Consider the following 20,085-nt stretch of genomic DNA (forward strand, 5'->3'; position numbering starts at 1 on the left):
ACGGTCCCGACGGGAGCCAGGGCGCGCGTGAAGTCGGCCATCGCGGACGGGCTTGCGGGGGTTCGGACCAGCCCGTGATGATCACATCGACGCCGTCAGAACCCGGACCGGCCGGTCGCCGAGTGGTCGGTTTCGCGACCGGGCCGGTCACATCCCCGGGCCGGGGTCCGACTCCGGCCCCGGACACCGGGGGCCATGGCAGACCCCCAACCGTCGCTGCGAGCTCGTGATCGCTGCGAGGCGGGACGTCCGGACCTGTGATGGCGCTTCGGCCGAGTCGGAAGACGGACTCCACAAGCCGGTCGCGACGCGTCCGGCTCGCATCCGTTACAGGGGGGCGGGGGTCGGCGAGCATGATTCGGTCGCCGGGTGCGGTGTAGGTCGTGGTGATCATCGAGACGGCGGCGGTGATGATCTCGTCGGTGTCCGCGGCGGGGTCGACGAGGCACAGCCGCACCGTCGCCGACACTCGCGGTCCGGTGCGTTCGTGGCGCGGTGTGCGGACCGGTCCGATGCGGGGGTTCGGACCGTGGTCGTCGAGGGCGTCAGGAGGTGGTACCTCCGGGGGCGGGACGGTGGACATCGGCATGCTCCGGTGCTCGGTCGGTCTAGCGAAGGACACCCCTGAAGTCCGAAAAAACGGCCCCGATTCGCCGTCGGCCTCCAAGATTTTCTCGCTCGCCCTCAACAAGAACGGGCACTCAATGTCACTAGAACCCTCGGCCACGCGGGTCCGAACATTGATCTTGGGTCAGAGTCGCGGGAGATCGACGACCGTCCCGGTTTCCATAGCTCCAACGCAGGCCAGCGCGGCTCGGCCAACATCGCTTCGGAAACGTCTCAAGATTCTTTTTCTTGTCCCGTCCGTCTGCTTGGGCGGAGTGACAGCAACGGAACAGCGCCTGGCTAACACCGCAGCGCACAGCCTCGCTGTTTGTGCAGTGTGCGATCTCGAAATTGATCGGCAGACGACCTAGCCGTTCCGGAACAAGGAGATCGTTTTAGTGTCGTCTTAGTGCGGAACCGTGCGCTGCGCTGTTCTGTGCCTGGCTCTCTCGGTGGCGTCATCAACCGCCGTTCGAGAGGAGCCAAGCGATGGCTCTCCCCACGCACTCCGAGTACGAAGAGTGGCCGGGCAACCCGCTGGACGCCGCCCGTGTCGCGTTCGGGTGGCTGACCGCGGGCGATCACCCGGTGGCTGTGGACGGTCGCCTGTTCGATCGCCTGCCCGCCCGTGAGATCCCGGTCGATGAACTCCGGGACCTGCTGTTGGAACAGGGCTGCCCGCGCCGGGTGTGGGACCAGGTGTGGGCCCACGTGATCAGCCGTTCCCGGATTGAAGGCGGGACGTGGACGATCACCGCGGTCGGGCTGGCGCTGCCGATGCTGACGTCTCTGGCGGCCCGGCTGACCGAGCGCTACGCCGACGACCCGCACGACATCCACGCCGAGGTACTGCGCGGGTTCCTCGACGCACTGCGAACCGTGAATCTCGCCGAGGGCCGGATCACGATCCGGCTGCGGTGGGCCGCATACCGTGCCGGGCACCGGGCGCTGCTGGACGGGCTGGACGGGCCGACCCCGAAGCCGCCGGGATTCCACACCAGCGAACCCGCCTCGCCGTCCGGGCATCCGGACCTGGTTCTGGTTCGGGCGGTCGAGGCCGGGGTCCTGACCCGGACCGAGGCAGAGCTGATCGGCGCGACCCGGTTGGAAGGCATCAAGCTGGCCGACTGGTCCCGCCCGCCGGGCCTGTCTTACAAGACTCTCTCGAAGCGTCGGGCCAAGGCCGAGCACCGACTCGCCGCCTGGCTTGCCGAGGCCGACATCAGCCCCGACGACGGCGACCCCACGGGCGCTGCGGCCACGACGTGTCAGCCCGCCCGCTCGACGGCCAGCAACGAGCGTCGGTCACAGAAAGTAGTGAAAAAAGGTGGGGGTGAGCTGGCGAATCGTGCGCCGAAATTCGGACTTCAGGGACGCGGGTGAGCCCTGCCCGCATTGCGCTTCCGCTGCTTCGTACGCGCTCTCTGGAGGTCTCTCTGATGCGCTTCCCACCTACCTCGTGCTGCTACCCCCGCGGCACTCCCCGGCTGCTGCTGGTCGCGGGGCTGGCCGTGGCCGGTCTGCTGGCGTTGTCGATGCCTGCGGTCGCCGATACCACTCACGTGGTGGCGCTGGCGCGCACGATCGACGACGTCCTCAACAACATCCGCGACTGGTTGATGGGGATTCTCGCCTTGCTGGCCACGGTCTTCTTGACCATCGGCGGCGTTCGCTATGTGCTCGCCGCCGGCGACCCGGGTGAGATCGAGAAGGCCAAACAGGCGTTCAAGAGCTCCGGGTTCGGCTACGCCTTGGCGGCGCTGGCTCCACTCGTCGTGGAGATCCTGCGCGGCATCGTGGGGGCCTGAGCCCATGCTGGCCACCGCATCCTGCACCGCACCGGCGGGTCATCGCTGGGGCCGCGTTGTCGCCGTGGTGGCCGCCGTGCTCGTGCTCGCCGTGGCAGCGGGAACGGCTTTCACCGGTGCCGCGAGTGCCCAGCCAGTCCCGTCCCCACCTGCTCCGTCCGGATCGGTGCCCGCCCCGTCGTGCCAGGGACCGAGTTGCATTCCTCAGCCTGTCCCCGTTCCTCCGGCGAGCCAGCCATCCGGAGACCCGTTGAACCCCGGTTATCCGCCGGGTGAGGAGTCATCGTGCGGGTTCACCGACATCCCGGCCTGCGTGTCGGATGCGATCGAAGCATTTTTCCGCGATCTGGTAACGCCGGGGTTGAACAGCCTGCTGGACCTGCTCGCGGACTCAGTGCTGGTGACGCCTCAGCTGGATCAATTACCGGTCATGGGCCAGATCTGGGCCAATTCGCAGCACATCGTCCTCATCGCCTACTCCGCCCTCGTCATGGTCGCCGGAATCATCGTCATGGCCCACGAGACACTGCACACCAGGCATTCCATCAAAGAAATCCTCCCGAGGGTCATCGTCGGGTTTCTGGCTGCCAATCTGTCGCTGTTCTTCGGTGGCAAGATCATCGAAGTGGGCAACGCTCTCTCGCGGGCAGTGCTCGGCGAGCAGTTGAGCCCGGAGGTGGCGGGGCGCGCGATGCGCGACACGTTGATGGAGGATCTCGACGGCGGCGGCGTGTTCGTTCTGTTCATCGCTCTTGCGTTGCTCGTCATGCTCATCGTGGTGATGTTGACCTATATCGTCAGAATCACCTTGACCATCATTCTGTTAGCTGCTGCTCCCCTTTTGCTGATGTGTCACGCGCTGCCGCAGACAGAGGGGATCGCACGGTGGTGGTGGAAAGCATTCGCCGGTGTTATGGCGATCCAGGTGGCTCAATCGCTCGCACTGGTGGTAGCGATCAAGTTTTTCTTCTGGCCTGGCGGCATCACCCTGTTCGGTTGACATATCCAGGAGGTGTGCTGTGATCCAATTCTTAGTAGCGCTCGCGCTCTGTTATGTGTTGATCAAAATACCTTTCTGGGTGCTCGGTTCGATCCGGGGCGGAGGCGGTTCGCTCGTCGGCGGACTCGTTCGAGGCCTGATCGCGTACAAGACGTTCGGGCTCCTCGGCGCGGGAGGCGGAGGAGAACGCAAATCCTCCAGGTCGCGTGCCGGGCAGGACCACGTTGAGCCGCCCGACCCCTACGCCCGATCGCGCGCGGATTCGTCGGGGCAGTACATGCTTCCGTTGCAGGGGATGAAGCGAGGGCGCTTGCCGAAGCCGCCGCATCAACGCTACGCGTCCCGCACTACGCCCCCGAAAAGGAAGCCGTCCGCGAATGCGGGAAAGCAGCAAGCGCTGTTCACCGTCAGTGGGGAACCGAAAACCGCTGCGCTGCCGCCGGAACTGCATCCGGGAGCCGTACGGCACACCACAAATCCAGGTGAGCAGACGATGCTGCCGATCCACGCACGGCACGACCCGGACCACACAAGCCGACGCCCCTTCTCCGAGGAACCGGCGACCGATCCGCCCCGGACCAATACGGGGCACCCGAGTTTGTTCACCGCGTCGGGCCGGGCCCGTCCGCAGGCACACCCGCCACGTCCGGGGCAGCCGGGCGCTCTGCCGGTGGCCGTGCGACCGGGCGAGCAGCACCACTTGCCGCTGGTCGGCCGGTTCACCGGCCAAGCCACCCCTGACGCGGCTCGCCAGCAGCAGCCGCCCGAACCGCGCACGACCCCATCGCAGGTGCCGGGCCAACAGGCGTTGGTGCGGCGGGACGGACAAGTTCACTCCGGAGCTAAAGCGCGGCCACCCCGCCGGACCCGCCCCCAGACTCCGCCGGCATACAAGGGCATCCGCCCGGACAAGCACGGCCAGTACGCCCTGCCGGGCTTCCCGAAGCCACCGCCGCCCCGTTCGACTCGGGACGAGCCCACGCCGCCCCCAGAACCGCCGCGAAACCCACAACAGCAGGTACTGCCCCTGAACCTTCCGGACAACGGTGGTGAAAAGCCATGAGCAACAGCGTGCGCATCCCCGCGGACGTCGACCGGGAAGACCGGATCCTGGCCGGGTTCACCGCACGGCAGGTGGCCGTCATGGCGGTCACCGCGGTGATCCTCTACGGCGGCTGGTACGCCACCCGCGCCCTGATCCCCGTGATCGCCTACGTCCTGGTCGCCGTGCCGATCGGCATCGCGATCACCACGCTGGTCACGGTGCGCCGCGACGGCGTCGCCCTGGACCGGTTGCTGCTGGCCGGTCTCCGGCAGCGATGGCAACCGCGCCGCCGAGTCGCGGCTGGGCACGGCCCCGCCGCAGTGCCGGAGTGGTTGTCCGAGGTGGCGCACGGGCACGAAGCCGTCGCTGAGGGCGGGCTCGACCTGCCGGCCCACGGTATCGGCGAAGCGGGCCTGATCGATCTCGGCGACGACGGTGTTGCCCTGGTGGCCGCGTGCTCCACGGTGAACTTCGCGCTGCGGACTCCAGCTGAGCAAGACGCGCTGACCGCCGCCTTCGGCCGATACCTGCACAGCCTCGGTGCGGGGGTGCAACTCCTCGTCCGCGCTCAGCGACTGGACCTCTCCAGCCAGATCGAGGAGCTGCGCGACCGCGCTGCGGGTCTGTCGCACCCCGCGCTGGAGTCCGCGGCGCTGGATCACGCCGACTACCTAGCCCACCTGGGCCAGCAGGCCGAGTTGCTGCGCCGTCAGATCCTGCTGGTGATCCGGGAGCCGGTCCGCACCACCGGACAGGACTCGCTGACCCGGCACCGCCCCGACCGTGCACGCAGCGGCGAGCAGCGGCCGGAGGGAGCCCGCCGCGCGGCGGGCGCTCGGCTGCTGCGGCGGATGAACGAGGCCACTGAACTGCTCATGTCCGCGGGCATCCACGTGACCCCACTGGACACCGGTCAGGCCACGGCAGTGCTGACCGCGGCCACCAATCCCGACAGCCCACTACCGCCGTCGGCAGAGATGGCGAGCGCAGGCGAGGTCATCACCACACCCACCGGCCAGGACTGGGGCCCCGACACCGAGGAGGACCTCGCGTGATCACCCGCAACAAACACCGCCACCAGCCCGCGGCGGCGAGTGCCTTCGCCCCGGACGCCATCGAGGTACATCCCCGGCACCTGCAGATCGGTGACGACTGGGTCGCCTCCTTCGCCGTGGCCGGCTACCCACGAGAGGTCCATCCCGGCTGGCTGCAACCACTGCTGACCTACCCGGGCCGGCTGGACGTGTCGCTGCACATCGAACCGATCGACCCCCGCATCGCCGCCGACCGATTGCGCAAACAGCTCGGCAAGCTCGAATCCAGCCGCCGCTACGGCGCCGCGCACGGCCGACTGCAAGACCCGGAGGTCGACGCGGCCACCGAGGACGCCTACGACCTCTCCGACCGGCTCGCGCGCGGCGAAGGCCGCCTGTTCCGCGCAGGCCTGTACCTGACCGTGCACGCCACCTCGGAGCAGGAACTCGTCGAAGAGATCGGCGCACTACGCGCGCTGACCGCGAGCCTGCTCATGGACGCCAAACCCACCACCTACCGAAGCCTCCAAGGGTGGATCACGGCGTTGCCGATGGGCCTGGACCAAATCCAGATGACCCGCACCTTCGATACCGCGGCGTTGAGCGCCGCGTTCCCGTTCACCAGCCCGGACCTGCCCCCGCCCGATCCCACCGCCGCCTCGACCGCCGCCGGAGTGCTCTACGGCTGGAACCTCGGCAGCCAGGGCCTGGTGCACTGGGACCGTTTCGACTGCGAGAACTACAACTCCGTCATCCTCGGCCGATCCGGAGCCGGCAAGTCCTACCTCGTCAAGCTCGAAGCACTGCGCAGCCTGTACCGGGACGTCGAGATCGCGATCATCGACCCGGAAGACGAATACGCCCGCCTAGCTGACGCGGTCGGCGGCACCTACTTCCCCCTCGGCGCCGAAGGCGTCCGGCTCAACCCGCTCGACCTCCCGATCCACACCCGCCCGGACGGACGTCGCTCCGTACCGGCCGACGCGGTCACCCGACGCAGCCTGTTCCTCCACACCCTGCTGCCCGTCCTGTTCGGACAGCCGCTGACCGCTGACGAACGGGCCGTGCTCGACCACGCCGTCACGGCGACCTACCAGCAGGCCGGAATCACCGACGACCCCCGAACCTGGACCCGACCCGCACCACTGCTCTCCGACCTGCGCACCGTCCTCGCCCACCTCGGAAACGACACCGCCGGCGGGCTGGCCACCCGGCTGCAGCCGTTCACTGACGGCGCCTTCCGCGGTCTGTTCGACGGCCCCACGACCGCACCGCCGGAAGGGCACCTGCTGGTGTTCTCGCTGCGTCACCTGCCCGACGAACTCAAACCGGCCGGCACCCTGCTGACCCTCGACGCGGTCTGGCGCCGGATCTCCAACCCCGCCACTCGACGCCCGCAGCTGTGCGTGGTCGACGAAGCCTGGCTGCTCATGCAACAGCAAGCCGGAGCCGAATTCCTGTGGCGCATGGCCAAATCCGCCCGCAAACACTGGTGCGGGCTCACCGTCGCAACCCAAGACGTCGGCGACGTCCTCGGCACCGACCTCGGCAAGGCCATCATCGCCAACGCCGCCACCCAGATCCTGCTACGCCAAGCACCCCAAGCCATCGACGACATCGTCCGCACCTTCGCCCTCTCCGAAGGGGAGCGGCAGTTCCTGCTCTCAGCTGGGACGGGACAGGGCTTGTTGTCAGCGGAGACACAGCGGGTCGCTCTGCAAGCCATCGCCTCCGACGGCGAGCATGCCTTGATCACGACCGACCCCGCCGAATTGGCTTCGCTGCCGGATTCCACGGACACTACAGACGAATTCGCCGATCTTGGCAGCCCTCACGACCTTCTTCTTGATGACTGAAGCGAACAGGGAGGGATGGCCTATGCATTCATCGTTTACTACTACGGCGGTCGATCAGGATGTTTCCAGCTCCGTTCTCAACGCCCTCGCAGACAACTTCCACTCGGTGTTCGCTTTGGTGACGGGAGTGCTGGCGGCGTTCTGGCTGCTCTGCGCGGTGATTACGATCGTCGGATACCTCACTGGCGGTGTCGTCGTCTTCGGCGTGCGTGCGCTCGTCGGCGTGTGCGCGCGCTACGTCCGCCGCCGACATGACCCTGAGTACGCCCTGCACGGCACTGCCGACACCGACGGAGTCCACAGCAACGTCGTCAACTTCGACCACTACCGCCACCGTCGCCAGCGTCAACGTTCCGACCACCTGCCGCCCGATGACACGTCCCCGCCGTGCCCTGACGACGACCCGGCGTAGGCACGAAGCCCTCTTTCACACAGCCGATCCACTGCGGAGCTGTCGCCTTTCTCGAATTCTTCCTCTTCCTACGGAGGACACGTATGCCTTCAACTGCTCAAGGCCCTTCCTCTTCCGGACGTCCGCGCCGGTTGCTCACTCAGAATCGCGAAATGCGCGCCATTGGCGTGCACAACTGGTCCCTGCCGGCTTGGGCGGGGCGCCTGCCCGATGGCCGCACCTACAACACCTGTCCTGCAGCGGGAATTTGCAGTCACGTCTGCTACGCCAGGTTCGGCACCTACACCTGGCCGGCGGTGCGGGCCAAGCACGAGTCGAACCTGCGGTTCGTGCTCGATGATCTGGCCGGGTGGGAGCAGGCCATGCTCGCCGAGCTCGCCGGGTCGAAGTTCAGGGTGGTTGGATCCGGGTGCACGACGCCGGTGATTTCTTCAGCGATGACTACCTCTGCGCTTGGTTGCGGATCATGCGGGCGCGCCCGGAAGTCAATTTTTACGCTTATACCAAGGAAGTCCGGCGGTTCAAGGTGATCGTGGAACCGAACCCGCCGGAGAACTTCTTGTGGGTCTACAGCTTCGGCGGGACGCAGGACGCGCTGCTGGATCCCGCGGTGGATCGAGTGGCCGATGTATTCCCGGACGCCGAGGCGATCGCCGAGGCGGGCTGGTCGTCGCAGGAAGCCTCGGACCTGCTCGCCGTGCTTGGTCCGCACCTGGTGGGTGTTCCCGCGAACAACATCCCGCACTTCCTCAAAAAGTTGGCCGGGCGTCGGTTTTCGGAGTGGCAGGCCGAAGTCGACGCGCACCGCCGTACTTGTGGAGACGCGGGCGTTCGTTCGATCAGCAGTGCCCCGTCAGCTCGGGGTCGCCGGGGCCCGGAGTCTGAGGGGCACGCCGCGTGATCACTCCGGGGCCGATGACTTCGCTCCTGATGGCAAGGAGATTTCCTCGCATGGATTTCGCAAGCCCGTCCGTCACGGACAGCCCGCTGGAGAGGTTGCTGACTGATCCGTGGGGCGCGATTCAGGCTGTGCTCGGTCAGGTGTGGTCGTGGCTGCACACCTGGGGGCTGCTCGCGGTCCCCGCGATCATGCTCGTGGTAACAGGACTGGGACTTCTGCATTGGTGGTGGTTCCTGCGTTGCCAGGACGCGCTGCACAAGCGGTCTCGGGTGGTCACGATCCTGGTGCCGCCCGCCGTCGATGCCGATGGTGCTGAAGCGGTGTGGTCGAACCTGGTCGGGCTCGTCCGGCCGATGGTGCAGCGTCTGACGTCGGGGCAACCGCACCTGGTCTGGGAGTACGTGTTCGGGCAGGACGGCGTGCAGTTGCGGTTGTGGGTTCCGGGCACGGTGCCGCCGGGCATGGTCGAGCGTGCCATCGAAGCGGCCTGGCCCGGAGCGCACACTCGCACCGCCGAAGCGGGCCCGCCGTTGCCCGCAGCACCGGCCGCGGAACGCCGCCACGTGGCCACCGGAGGCACGTTGCGCCTGGCCCGGTCGGAGGCGCTGCCCATCCGCACCGGTTTCGACGCCGACCCGATCCGCGCTCTGCTGGGCGCCCCGGTGGGGCTCGGGGTGAACGACGCCGCGTGTGTGCAGGTGCTGGCCCGGCCGGTGACCGGCCGCCGGGTCAAACAGGCACGGCGGGCCGCCCGCCATCTCAACGCCGGACGCTCCACGCACCTGCCCGGCCGACTGCTCGACCTGGCCACACCCGGTCCGTCGAGCATGACGCCCACGCGCGGCCAGCCGAAACTCAATCCGCAGACTTCACTGGAGTTTCAGGCGCAGAACCGCGCCATCGTCGGCAAACAGCGCGGTGCACAGTGGGAGACCCTGATCCGCTACGGCGTGACCACGACGGTGCCGATCGACACGCCGCGCGAGCAGGTCGCGCGGGTGCGCGAGCAGGTCCGGGGCCGCGCGCACGCGATCGCGAGTGCGTTCTCCGGGTTCACCGAACACAACCATTTCCGCCGCCGACGGCTGCACAAACCCGTGCGCGCGTTGGGCCGCCGGCGCTTGTGGAAGGGGGACTTGCTGTCGGTGCCCGAGCTGGCGGCCGTGGCCCACCTGCCCACCGATGAGACAGTGCCGGGTGTCGCCCGTGCCGGGGCACGGGCGGTGCCTCCGCCGCCGAACACGCCGACTGAGGGTGAGCTGATCCGCCCGGTCGGGATGTCCGACACCGGCCACGCCCGCCCGGTCGGATTGCGGGTCTCCGACGCCCGGCACCACCTGCACATCCTCGGCGCCACCGGCAGCGGCAAGAGCACGATGATGGCGCGGATGATCCTCGCCGACGCCGAGCACGGCCGCGGGGCGGTGGTCATCGACCCCAAAGGCGACTTGATCACCGATGTGATGCAGCGGCTTCCCGAGCATGCTGCCAGCAAAGTCGTGCTTTTCGATGCTGATTCCGGCGGCCCGACGCCGTGCCTGAACCCCCTGGAGGGACCGAAGGAGTCCGCGGTCGACAACGTGGTGTCGGTGTTCTCCCGGGTGTTCTCCTCGGCGTGGGGGCCGCGCACGGAGGACATCCTCCGTGCCGGGTGCCTGACTCTGCGGGCCGCCTCGGACACTCCGACCCTGGCCGCGCTGCCGCTCCTGCTCACCGACTCGGCCACCCGCGCGCGGCACCGGGAGCGAGTCGCCGGCGATGCGACCCTGCGGGGGTTCTGGGACTGGTATGACCAGCTTTCGGACGGGTCTCGCGCCCAGGCTACCGCGCCGCTGTTGAACAAGCTCCGCGCCTTTCTGCTGCGGCCCTTCGTGGTCAAGGCCATCGCTGCCGGACCGTCCACTGTGGACTTATCTGAGGTGCTCGACGGTGGGTTGTGCCTGGTGCGCGTTCCGAAGGGGAGCCTGGGGGAGGACACCACCCGGATGCTCGGGTCGCTGATCGTTGCGCGGGTCTGGCAGGCCACGACAGCCCGTGCCGTATTGCCCCAACGCGAGCGCCGTGATGCGGGGCTGTACGTCGACGAGGCACAGAACTTCCTGAATCTCCCCTTTGCGATGGAGGACATGCTCGCCGAAGCCCGTGGCTACCGGATGAGCATGACGCTGGCGCATCAGCACCTGGGGCAGCTTCCCCGAGATCTCAAGGAAGGGATCTCCACCAACGCCCGGAGCAAGATCTTCTTCAGCGCCGGCCCGGAGGACGCGCGCGAGCTCGCCCGCCACACCGCACCTCGGGTGTCTGACCACGACCTCGCGCACCTAGGCGTTTACCACGCCGCCGCCCGGCTGGTCGTCAACGGAGAAGAAGCTCAGCCCTTCACGGTGACCACGCAACCGCTGCCAGCCGCGATTCCCGGCCGCGCGAAGGCCGTGCGCTCGGCCGCCGCGGCACACACCCGCCCACTGGCCTCCACCGAGGACAACTCCGGGGAGCCGTCAGACACGACCGGCACCGACCCGCGTCGGGCCCGCCGCACGGCCTAGCCCCCGTTCCGAAAAGGTCCCCTACAGGGCCGCCCGCGTTCCTCCCCGCCCCTGACCTCATCAGGAGGACGATCATGTTCGCCCACCACCAGCAGCGCGACCTGCGCAGCCCGATACCGCAGCGGCCGAGCCTGCGCCTGGCGGCCTCCGCCGAGCATCAAGCCCAGGTTGCCGCCCACCTCACTCCTCGGGATCGGTGGCTGGCCCGGGTCCTGGCCGAGCACCAGGTGCTGACTTCCCTGCAGATCGCGGAGATCGCGTTCGGAAGTTCCCGCAGGGCCGCCAACCACCGCTTGCAGAAGCTCTACGCCTGGCGGGTCATGGACCGCTTCCAGCCCTACATCGGCCGCGGACGGGCACCCATGCACTACGTCCTCGACACCACCGGCGCGCATCTACTCGCCCACGAAGACGGGCTGGACCCGAAAGAACTGAAGTTCCGGCACGAACGCTCGATCGGCATCGCCCACAGCCTGCGGCTGACCCACCTCATGGGCGTCAACACCTTCTTCACCGCCCTGCTGACCGGCGCACTCGCCGACACCACCCGAGACCAGGCCATGACCGCGTGGTGGTCCGAAGCCCGCTGCACCCGACATTTCGGCGACCACGTCCGCCCGGACGGCTACGGCCGCTGGCACGAAGCCGGACGGGAGATCGAATGGTTCCTCGAATGGGATACCGGCAGTTACCAGCTCACCCGGTTCGTCGCGAAGCTGCCCGGCTACGCCAAGCTCGCGTCCACCACTCACATCGTGACCCCGCTGCTGGCGGTGTTCACCGGCCCGGTACGGGAAGCCCACGCCCGGCGCGACCTAACCGAGCACCTGCGTACTGATCCGCAACGACACGCGCTCCCGATCGCCACCACCACCGCCGAACACCTCCGCGCAGCAGGAAGCCCTGCCGGAGACATCTGGCTGCCTCTGCTTCACACCGCGTCCGGTCGCCAACGACTGATTGATCTGACTTCGGTGTGGCCCGACCTCGAAGCACCGCCCAGCTTCACGGACACCAGCGGCACCACTGAGTCTGGCCTCGCGCCACGGCTGAGTTCGCCGGCACCGATGCCGCCCTGGCAGGCCGCCGATCTCACCTGGAACCCACGGAAGTGATGCGCGCATGGCCAAGATCGCTATCACCACGATCAGCGCGATCTTCGCCCTGATCACCATCATCACGGCGGCCGTGGCCGGAGTCGTCTCCGCCGTCCTCGGCGCCGCCAACACGGCCAGCAGCCAACCCAGCCCCGCCGCGCTCGCTGACATCCCCGGCAACTACCTCGCCCTCTACCAGCAGGCAGCAGTGACCTGCCCGGGGCTCGACTGGAGCGTCGTGGCCGCTGTCGGCAAAGTTGAAACCGACCACGGACGCCTGAACGCACCCGGTGTCCACGGTGGGGCGAATTTCGCCGGTGCCGGCGGGCCGATGCAGTTCCTGCAAGACACTTTCGACTCCGTGGTGGCCCAGCATCCGCCGCCGCCCGGGGGAAGCATTCCGCCCTCGCGATACAACCCACACGACGCTATCTACACCGCCGCCGCCTACCTGTGCGATTCAGGAGCACGCGACGGCCGCGACCTCTACGGCGCGATCTTCACCTACAACCATGCTGACTGGTACGTGCGGAAAGTTCTCGACCAGGCCGACGCCTACATGGCTGCGCAACAGCATGAGCAGCAGACCGGCTGGACCGTGCCCACCCGCGGTAAGTGCAGCTCAGGCTTCGGCCCACGCGGCGGCGAGTTTCACCGCGGACAGGACATCGCCGCACCCATCGGCACGCCGATCGTGGCCGCCGCAAGCGGCACCGTCATCGACTCCGGGCCCGCCAGCGGATATGGCTTGTGGGTAAGGGTGCAACACCCGGGCGGAGTGATCACGACCTACGGGCACAACAACCGGAACATCGTGCAACCCGGGCAGCAGGTCCAAGGCGGTCAGCCGATCGCCGAGGTCGGAAATCGAGGAGAATCCACCGGTCCACACCTGCATTTCCAGATCGACAAGGACGCCCACGCAGTCGATCCTGTCGCGTTCTACGAACGACACCCGGCGCCGACGTTGTGCCCCTGAAGACGGCCTGCTGGTCTCCGCGACGCTGTTTCCGCACCAGGCCACGCGCACGCGCGTCGTTAGGTCGTGGTGCCTTCGGCGGTGGCATTGTGCTCGTCGGCCAGTTCGGTGAGCTTCTGAACACGGCGAAGCGCGTTGATCATGAGCTTGTCGCGTCGGACGGCGTTGGTCAAGCTCAGGACCTCGGCGCGTTGTGCTTCGGCCCGGCGCTCCCAATCAGCCTCCGCCAGAGGGTTGGTCACGCACAACAACACCCGGGAGCCAAGACCCCACAGGTGGCTATTGACCGCGCACGCGGCGATCGCGAGTTCGTCGATGTCGGCGCCGTACCAGCTCACCGCGGCCGGGTCCTGGCCACGCTCGCGCATGCTCTCCGCCGCAGCACGAAAAAGACCGCCGGTGCCCACTGCGGGATCTAGGAAACGGGTTCCTTCCTCGATCGGTCTCGATCCGATCAACAGCATCCGGCTCATGACATCCGCGACGGGAGCCGGGGTGTAGATCTGCGCATTCGCTCCTCTCGCTGAGTCGGATTTGAGCGCGGTAAGCACGACACCGAGTAGATCGGTGTCATAGCGCCGGTTGGTGCCGGAGAGCCCAAGCTGACCTTCGGACAGCGCTGCGTCGGCGACGTGCTTAGCCGCGTGTTGCAGGCTGGCTTCCGGTTCGTCGAACATCCACGCCATGAGTGGATATACGAGGTGGACCAAGTCGGGACGGGCGTTGATAAAAACGGTGTAGAGATCCCGCATAGTGGCGGTGAACTCTGCTGGTCCTTGAGAGCGGAACTGGCTGGCCAGATCATCGCCGCTCGGGTCACGTTGCCCGACTAGGGACAGCGCCGCCACTATGGACAGGGCCACCTCTCGGCGGCCGGTGTGGTTACTGGTGTTCCATGCCTTGTCGACAGCGTGAGCGATCGCAACGGCGTGTTGAGCGGGGTCGCGGCGATCGCCGCTCTGGGTGGTTCGTGCCATGACTTCGCCCTCCAAGTGAGCGAGACACCAGCCTTTTCGGAATCATCGCTGGTGCTGTGTTAGCGAATCTTGCTTACGTGCTCTGAACGTCGATGAGCAGCAAAAGGTGAAATCTTAAATGTCCGTGTGCGTGATTGTCTTGAGTGGGAAATCGAAATTGCCTGCATTGACAACTCGACACGGGAAACGAAAAGCGGATGCTCGTTCGCCGCTAGTCGTGCGCTGGGGAACCGTCGACAGGTAGTGCGACGGTCGGCGGACCCACCCGCGAAGGGTGTTCGCACGGTCCGCCGACCTGTCACAAGCCCTCCGAAAGGGCAGGCCATCCCCGAAGGGAGGCGTCAACCAGAGTAACGCACGACATCGGCGGAGTACCCGCCTTCGCTGGGATGCTCAGCGCAGGCGCCGTGACGAAAAATCCACTGGGGATGCTGCTAGCGCCAAGGCGGCGGCGTCGTAGTCGGCGGCGGTGGCGGGCTCGGCAAGCTGAGTCGTGTCCACCCGCGGTCATGTCCGAATCCCCGGGAAGCGAAGGGCGAACTGTTCCGGCCGCGGTTGCGTCGGCCGTAGCGGGCATCGCACCTATCCCGAGGCAAGCCGTGCAGGGCGAGGACAGCAGGGCGGGGCGCCCGGACATGTCGCGGGCGCCCCGGCCGGTCACCCGACCCAATAGGTACCGGCATGGTCAGTGGTCAGCGCTGCGTGCGGCATCGGCTCGCCTGGATACGGGGTGTGCATGACCAGCCGTCCGGCGTTGGTTGGCGCGTCGTCAGGCACGCGGCGCACGCTGAAGGCGAACGCGCCGCGCGGATCGCCAACGTTGATCATGACCGTGATCGAGTCCTCGTCAGGGTCGGTATGGATCGTGGCCCCGTGGGACCACGCCAGCGGCACCCGTTGCGGGCGATGCGGCCCTTCGCCGGAGCCCGGTGCAGAATCCACGTCGTCGATCTCAGAGGGATCCTCGTACGGGTTGTAGGCCTCGCATCGGAGCGATCCGCATTCGTCGGCGTAGCCGTCCGGTTCCTCGGACAGAGCTTGGCCGCACGCCTGGCACCGCCAGGCGGTGTCCTCGGCGTTCTCGAACGTGATCACTGAAGAGTCGTCGTCGTATTCGGCGGAGAGCATGTCACCGTTGGCGGACAGCACGAACACAGCACACCTCGCACAGAAGAAGATCTAACAGGCCAAGGGGGGATGCGCGGCCGGCCGCTGCGCTTAGCTCTAGGAAAAGGCGCGCAGCCGACCGCGCGACGCGTCAGAACCGGCAGTCGAAGTGCACGGCCTTCCGGCAGACAGGGCACGCGACGTAAGCGCGGGACGGGTCGCCGAAAGGAACCCGAATCAAGTCGAGCACGCGGTACGTGTCCACTGCCACGCTGTTCCAGGCATGAAGGTGCACGGTGTCATTCGTGCCCCATTCATGCCCATTGGCGCAAACCCCCTCGGCGTCCGAGTAGTCCGCCCAATCCGCCATGTCGTCGACGGTGGAGCGGTACACGGTCGGCGGCTCGTAGCGACCTTGCCTGTCGCTCACGGTGATCATCAAATCGCCGAGTCCGGCCGAGGACAGCACCACGAATCCGATGTCTTCTATCAAATGATCAGCGAAGTTGAACAAGGTGTGGTGCCAAAGTTCACCATCGCCATGCAGGCCGGCCGGAAGCTCCCCCGTGCGAGCCTCAATCCACGCGGTGATCACCTCATCGTGTGGATAGTCTTTCTCGTTGTCTTCCATCCACTGGCGCAAGTCGTCGGTGAGATCGTCCGCGTAATCGCCACGATCGTTGATCCACTCTTGCGTGTCCACGGAAAGCCATCCGTCACCGTGCGACCACGCTTCAACAGACACAGAGGTCATGGTAATCCTCTCGGGGCTTGTGACTGCGGGGCAATCGGGGTGCGAATCCCTGCCCGCAAGCTGTCTTGGTTGGAACCTACTTACTTGTTCCGTTTCGATGGATTAACCGTAACGCCGGCGCTGCGATGGCTGCAATATGTGCAACGAAATCCTATGGATGAATTTCGAGGGTGTACGAAAACTGTGTTTGAATTCAAGCTACGCAAGCACTGTGCTTGATTGCGAACGGCGGGGCGCTGGGTCCGAGAGCGGCAGTGAGAGTAGGAAAATAAGTAATTGGGCGATCGAGTAACGATGAAGGAAGGCTGCACGGCTTCGCCGTTAATGTTTGTCACGGTGAGTATTTCATTCGATGTCTCGCGCTCTCATTTCCGTTCAGTCGTCAGCAAGTTCCCGTGGGGTACCGAGGCTGGGTGGCTTCAGGAAGTGCCAGTGGTGTGCTGACCTGCGACATCGTCGTGCGAGGGTGCTTCCTGCTTAACGGGTAGGTCAGTGGGTGCGTGGCTGGGCACATGAGTAGGTAGATGAGTAGGACCTCTGTCGGTCGGCCGGAGAGCGAATCCCCTTCGGCCGACCAACCCGCTACCCGTCCCGTGCGCGGAGGTCGGTCCCGTTGACTCGACTGAAGCCAGGTTCTCGGCCATCAACGGCGTATTTGCGGTCGCCGACAGAATAGGGGACGACTCGGGAGGTGTCCTGCGGACGATTGCGCGAGAGTACCTGTATCAGATCTGAACTTCTCAAAGATTCCCGAGGGAACACGTGGATCCAAGGGATGGGCGGGATCGTCGCGCCGTGTATGCCACATGGAGCCACGGAAAGTGATCATTTCGGCTGGTCGTTTGTACCGGGTCTGAAGAGGGGGCGCTGGTTGTAGCCGTAGGCGGGGTCATTGGCGCGATGTTCGACTATGAGTTCTTTCTCGAACCGGAGCAGTTCGCTGTTCGTCGCGGTCTCAGACTGCCAGAGGATCTGTTTGCGGATGGTGAAGTCTTGGAGGTCAGCGCGGTTGAAGTCCTGGTCGAGTATTTTCTTCGATGGACTTCCGAAGTAGGTCAGCCGACTGTCAGTCTGGTCTGATCCGATGTAGATCTTTCCGTTGGGATAAGTGATCTTGTAGATGACCTTCATGCTGGGAGGGTAAGGGGACACACCGACTAACCGGGCGGCCCGCTCACGGTTGGCTAACCGGCTGCCCGGTCGTGTCGCGCTTGCAGGGAGCGGGCAAGAGTGAGGGTGCCTGGGTCGGGGCGTTCGCCGATATCGGCCAGCGTGGTCGTGAGCAGATGGACGGTGCGGCTGATGGCGTCGGTGCGGCCGAGTTCGGCCTGCACCCTGATGATGTCGCGGTAGATGGCCTCGTTCTCCGGGTTCAGGAATCGGGCGTGTTCGAGCAGTTGGAGCTGGCGCTGCGGGTCGTTTCCTCGGTAGTGGGCGGCCATGCCGGCGAGGGCGTCGAGGGCGGTGCGGTGGGCTGCTTCGCGGGGGCCGTCGAGCCAGAGCGCGGACATGCCGTCGGCGAGTTCTCCGCGGTAGGTCTCGGCGATGTGTGTTTGGGCGGCGAAGCGCTGTTCATCGGTGTTCGCGCGGTGTTGGTCGTGTTCGGCTTGGGTGAGTTGCCAGTAGTCCACCGTGACCAGTTGCGGGTTGAGAGTGATGTGTTCGTCGCGCTGGAGGATGAGGTGGGTGGCGTGGTCGTCGGTGGTGTCGGCGAGCGTTTTGCGGATTTGGGAGAGGGCGGCGTAGAAGGCGTTGTAGGGGCGGCGTCCTCGTGCATCGGGCCAGAGCGCTTCGCGTGCGGTCGCTCGGGACGTTCCGCGGGGGTGCAGTGCCAGGAACACCAGCAGCGCCTTGTGCTTGGGGGCCAGCATCGAGGTCAGGTCTCGGTCGGCGCCGTCGGGCGTGTGCCAGGTGAGGGTGGGCGGGCCGAGCACCGCCAGGGTTATGGGACGTTCCGCAAGCCCGCAATCGCCTGCGGTGGGTGCGACCGGCGCGGTGCCAGCAGGCCGATCGGGTCTGCCGTGGGCGAGGTCGTGTGGGTTTTCGCCGGTGGCTGGCAGTGGCGGTTCCGGCAGCCGAAATTCCTGATTTTCCTGCGGTGACGTGCCGTTGCCGCCGTGTTCGTGGTCGGCGTCGAGCTCCTCGGTGTGGTGCTGCGAATCCGGGGGTTCCGCGCCGAGCTCTCGTGCGTGGTGTGCGGTCTCGTCGTGACCATCAGGCTCGGGACTGCCAGCTGCGGAAGGGGCGTGGGAATCGGCCGGCGGACCGTCGATGGTGTCGGTGAGCAGGTCGAGGAGGTCGCGGGTGTCGGTGGAGTTGAGGTGGAACAGCTGCGTGCCGCGGAGTTCGGCGATGGCAGGGCTGACGGTGGTGACCGTTCCGTCGGCGCGGACACGTGCTGTGGCGGCAGGCCAGTCACCGATCAGGATGCCCGCGGTCGCAGGGGCGGAATCGAGGGCTGCGTGCAGGCCTTGGTGGGGCCGATCAATGCTGGCCACCAGAACGGCCGCTAACACGGTGTCCACATGATCGGTGCCAGGATTGCCGAGGTTGGCAAGTTCGTTGATGGCCTCTGAAAGGTCCGCGGCGAGATGAAGCCGAGGGGAGTCGGGAGGTGGCTCTCCCAGCAGGGCACAGGCGTCGTGGTCGGGAATGACCACGGAAGCGTTGGTGGTGGCCAAGAGGTGTACCAGCAAGGAGCGAGCGGTGGCTTCCGCGCCTGTTCCAGTGAGGCCGAGTCCGCCGAGGGCGGCGAGATCGACCGCGTGGGCGCGTTCGTCGCGGACACCGACCTCGACAGATGTTGTGGTTCCCACACCACCGACGACAGGGGAGTGCAAGCCGGAATGATCCGCGGTGGCGGGCAGCACCACGGCGGTGTCGGCGGCGGCTTCGTCGCCTGCGGGGTGGGCATGGTCGTAGGCCAGCCGCAGGGTGTGGACCGCTGGCCCGAGACGGGGTGGTGAGCGGTCTCCGCTGCCGGGTGTGTAGGTGCGCCGCCGTCGACGCTGGCGCAGGACCATTCCTGTGGTCACTGCCGCGGCGAGCGTTGCCGCGACCACCCCGCCACTGGCGAGCACCACCGAGCCGGCCGACGTCGTAGTGGAGGTGTCGGTCTCGGCAGGCGAGGGCGGGGCCTGCTGATGAGGCGGCGGCGCGGGAGGAGGGGAGTCCCTTGCCCGCACTGGTGGGATCGGGGATTCGGTGGGTGGGAGGGCGAGGCGCCATCCGGGCATGAGGACATGTGCATAGCGCAGAGTGCGGTTCGACGGTTGGGTGCGCCCGTAGTTGAGCTCGTAGATCTCCTGCCAGCGTTCGGGGTTGCCGAGGTGGTGTTGGGCGAGGTTGGTGAGGGTGTCGTCGTTGCCGACGGTGACCCACCGGACGTCGTCCGGGAGTGGTGGGGGTTCGGTGTTCACGGCGTCGTCGGGCATCCGCAGCCATTGCCCGGCCAGCAGGAACTGGGGTTCGGGTGAGAGGTGGGGATTGAGGTGGGTGATCTCGTGCCACCGGTTGCCGTCGCCGAGGTGAATCTTGGCGAGCAGCCAGAGGGTGTCGCCGCGGTGGACGAACACGGTGGGGCCGGAGACGGACGGGCTGTGGGCGTGGTGCCCGTCCGTCTCCGGCGCGGCCCACGGCGCTTCGGGGGAGCGCGGTGTGGGCCGCCGGGGTGGCGGGGCGCGCTGGCCGCCACCGAGTTTTGCGGGAGTGCTGAGGCGAGGCTGGGGGTGGCGGTGCCGAGCAGGACGGTGCCTGTGACCAGTGCGGTGATCCAGCCGCGTGCCCCGTCGGGGCCGTTCTCGCGGAGACGCCGGACGCCGTAGCGCACTAGGAGGTAGGTGTCTTCGGTGATCCAGCAGATCATCACACCCCAGATGGCCCACATGAACAGCAGGCACCCGCCGATGACGAACCCGTCGACGCGGAGCGTGAGGCGAATCTCGTGGTAGCTGTCCACCAGCC

Annotated in this window: 14 protein-coding genes and 1 pseudogene; 10 read left to right on the forward strand and 5 right to left on the reverse strand. The window is 66.8% G+C overall.

The annotated features are described in order from the left end of the window. The first annotated feature begins 1,095 nt into the window (after positions 1 to 1,095). From H2Q94_RS08415 to H2Q94_RS08460, 10 genes and pseudogenes are all read left to right on the forward strand, one after another. Entirely contained in the window at positions 1,096 to 1,989 is an 894-nt protein-coding gene (locus H2Q94_RS08415) for a hypothetical protein (protein ID WP_243793794.1), read from the forward strand. Positions 1,990 to 2,045: 56 nt separating this feature from the next. After that, positions 2,046 to 2,414, forward strand: a complete 369-nt coding sequence (locus H2Q94_RS08420; protein WP_397545443.1) for a pilin — start codon at positions 2,046 to 2,048, stop codon at positions 2,412 to 2,414. Positions 2,415 to 2,664: 250 nt separating this feature from the next. Then, positions 2,665 to 3,414, forward strand: a complete 750-nt coding sequence (locus H2Q94_RS08425; RefSeq protein ID WP_243793795.1) for a TrbL/VirB6 family protein — start codon at positions 2,665 to 2,667, stop codon at positions 3,412 to 3,414. A gap of 1,059 nt (positions 3,415 to 4,473) precedes the next feature. Beyond that, positions 4,474 to 5,514, forward strand: coding sequence for a PrgI family protein (locus tag H2Q94_RS08430; RefSeq protein WP_243793796.1), 1,041 nt, complete (start codon positions 4,474 to 4,476; stop codon positions 5,512 to 5,514). Next, positions 5,511 to 7,349 carry a VirB4 family type IV secretion system protein gene (locus H2Q94_RS08435; RefSeq protein ID WP_243793797.1) on the forward strand — a complete coding sequence of 613 codons (1,839 nt, stop codon included), beginning with the start codon at positions 5,511 to 5,513 and terminating at the stop codon, positions 7,347 to 7,349. Before H2Q94_RS08430 ends, H2Q94_RS08435 begins: the two co-directional genes overlap by 4 nt. Further along, a complete protein-coding gene (locus H2Q94_RS08440; protein ID WP_243793798.1) occupies positions 7,342 to 7,761 on the forward strand; it encodes a hypothetical protein in 420 nt (139 codons plus the stop codon). Before H2Q94_RS08435 ends, H2Q94_RS08440 begins: the two co-directional genes overlap by 8 nt. Positions 7,762 to 7,844: 83 nt before the next feature. Then, positions 7,845 to 8,662 (forward strand): annotated as a pseudogene (locus tag H2Q94_RS08445) (GP88 family protein). Between the two features lie 50 nt (positions 8,663 to 8,712). Continuing rightward, positions 8,713 to 11,208 (forward strand): DUF8128 domain-containing protein, encoded by a 2,496-nt coding sequence (locus tag H2Q94_RS08450; protein ID WP_243793799.1) that lies wholly within the window; start codon positions 8,713 to 8,715, stop codon positions 11,206 to 11,208. Positions 11,209 to 11,282: 74 nt separating this feature from the next. After that, the gene (locus H2Q94_RS08455; RefSeq protein WP_243793800.1) at positions 11,283 to 12,323 is read left to right on the forward strand and encodes a replication-relaxation family protein; all 1,041 of its coding nucleotides are present in this window, start codon (positions 11,283 to 11,285) and stop codon (positions 12,321 to 12,323) included. A gap of 7 nt (positions 12,324 to 12,330) precedes the next feature. Further along, the gene (locus H2Q94_RS08460; RefSeq protein ID WP_243793801.1) at positions 12,331 to 13,284 is read left to right on the forward strand and encodes a M23 family metallopeptidase; all 954 of its coding nucleotides are present in this window, start codon (positions 12,331 to 12,333) and stop codon (positions 13,282 to 13,284) included. 59 nt (positions 13,285 to 13,343) lie between these two features. Here the strand turns inward: H2Q94_RS08460 and H2Q94_RS08465 are convergent, their stop codons facing one another. The 5 genes from H2Q94_RS08465 to H2Q94_RS08485 all read right to left on the reverse strand — a co-directional run bounded on the left by H2Q94_RS08465 (position 13,344) and on the right by H2Q94_RS08485 (position 19,697). Beyond that, positions 13,344 to 14,261 carry an N-6 DNA methylase gene (locus H2Q94_RS08465; protein WP_243793802.1) on the reverse strand — a complete coding sequence of 306 codons (918 nt, stop codon included), beginning with the start codon at positions 14,259 to 14,261 and terminating at the stop codon, positions 13,344 to 13,346. A gap of 657 nt (positions 14,262 to 14,918) precedes the next feature. Beyond that, a complete protein-coding gene (locus tag H2Q94_RS08470; RefSeq protein ID WP_243793803.1) occupies positions 14,919 to 15,416 on the reverse strand; it encodes a hypothetical protein in 498 nt (165 codons plus the stop codon). Positions 15,417 to 15,519: 103 nt separating this feature from the next. Continuing rightward, on the reverse strand, positions 15,520 to 16,122 hold the full coding sequence (locus H2Q94_RS08475) for a hypothetical protein (RefSeq protein ID WP_243793804.1): 603 nt from the start codon (positions 16,120 to 16,122) through the stop codon (positions 15,520 to 15,522). An 825-nt stretch (positions 16,123 to 16,947) separates the two neighbouring features. Beyond that, positions 16,948 to 17,253 carry a GIY-YIG nuclease family protein gene (locus H2Q94_RS08480; RefSeq protein WP_243793805.1) on the reverse strand — a complete coding sequence of 102 codons (306 nt, stop codon included), beginning with the start codon at positions 17,251 to 17,253 and terminating at the stop codon, positions 16,948 to 16,950. A gap of 53 nt (positions 17,254 to 17,306) precedes the next feature. After that, entirely contained in the window at positions 17,307 to 19,697 is a 2,391-nt protein-coding gene (locus H2Q94_RS08485) for an AfsR/SARP family transcriptional regulator (protein WP_243793806.1), read from the reverse strand. Positions 19,698 to 20,085: the final 388 nt, after the last annotated feature.

This window comes from Saccharopolyspora gloriosae (genome assembly GCF_022828475.1).
GTDB lineage: Bacteria > Actinomycetota > Actinomycetes > Mycobacteriales > Pseudonocardiaceae > Saccharopolyspora_C > Saccharopolyspora_C gloriosae_A.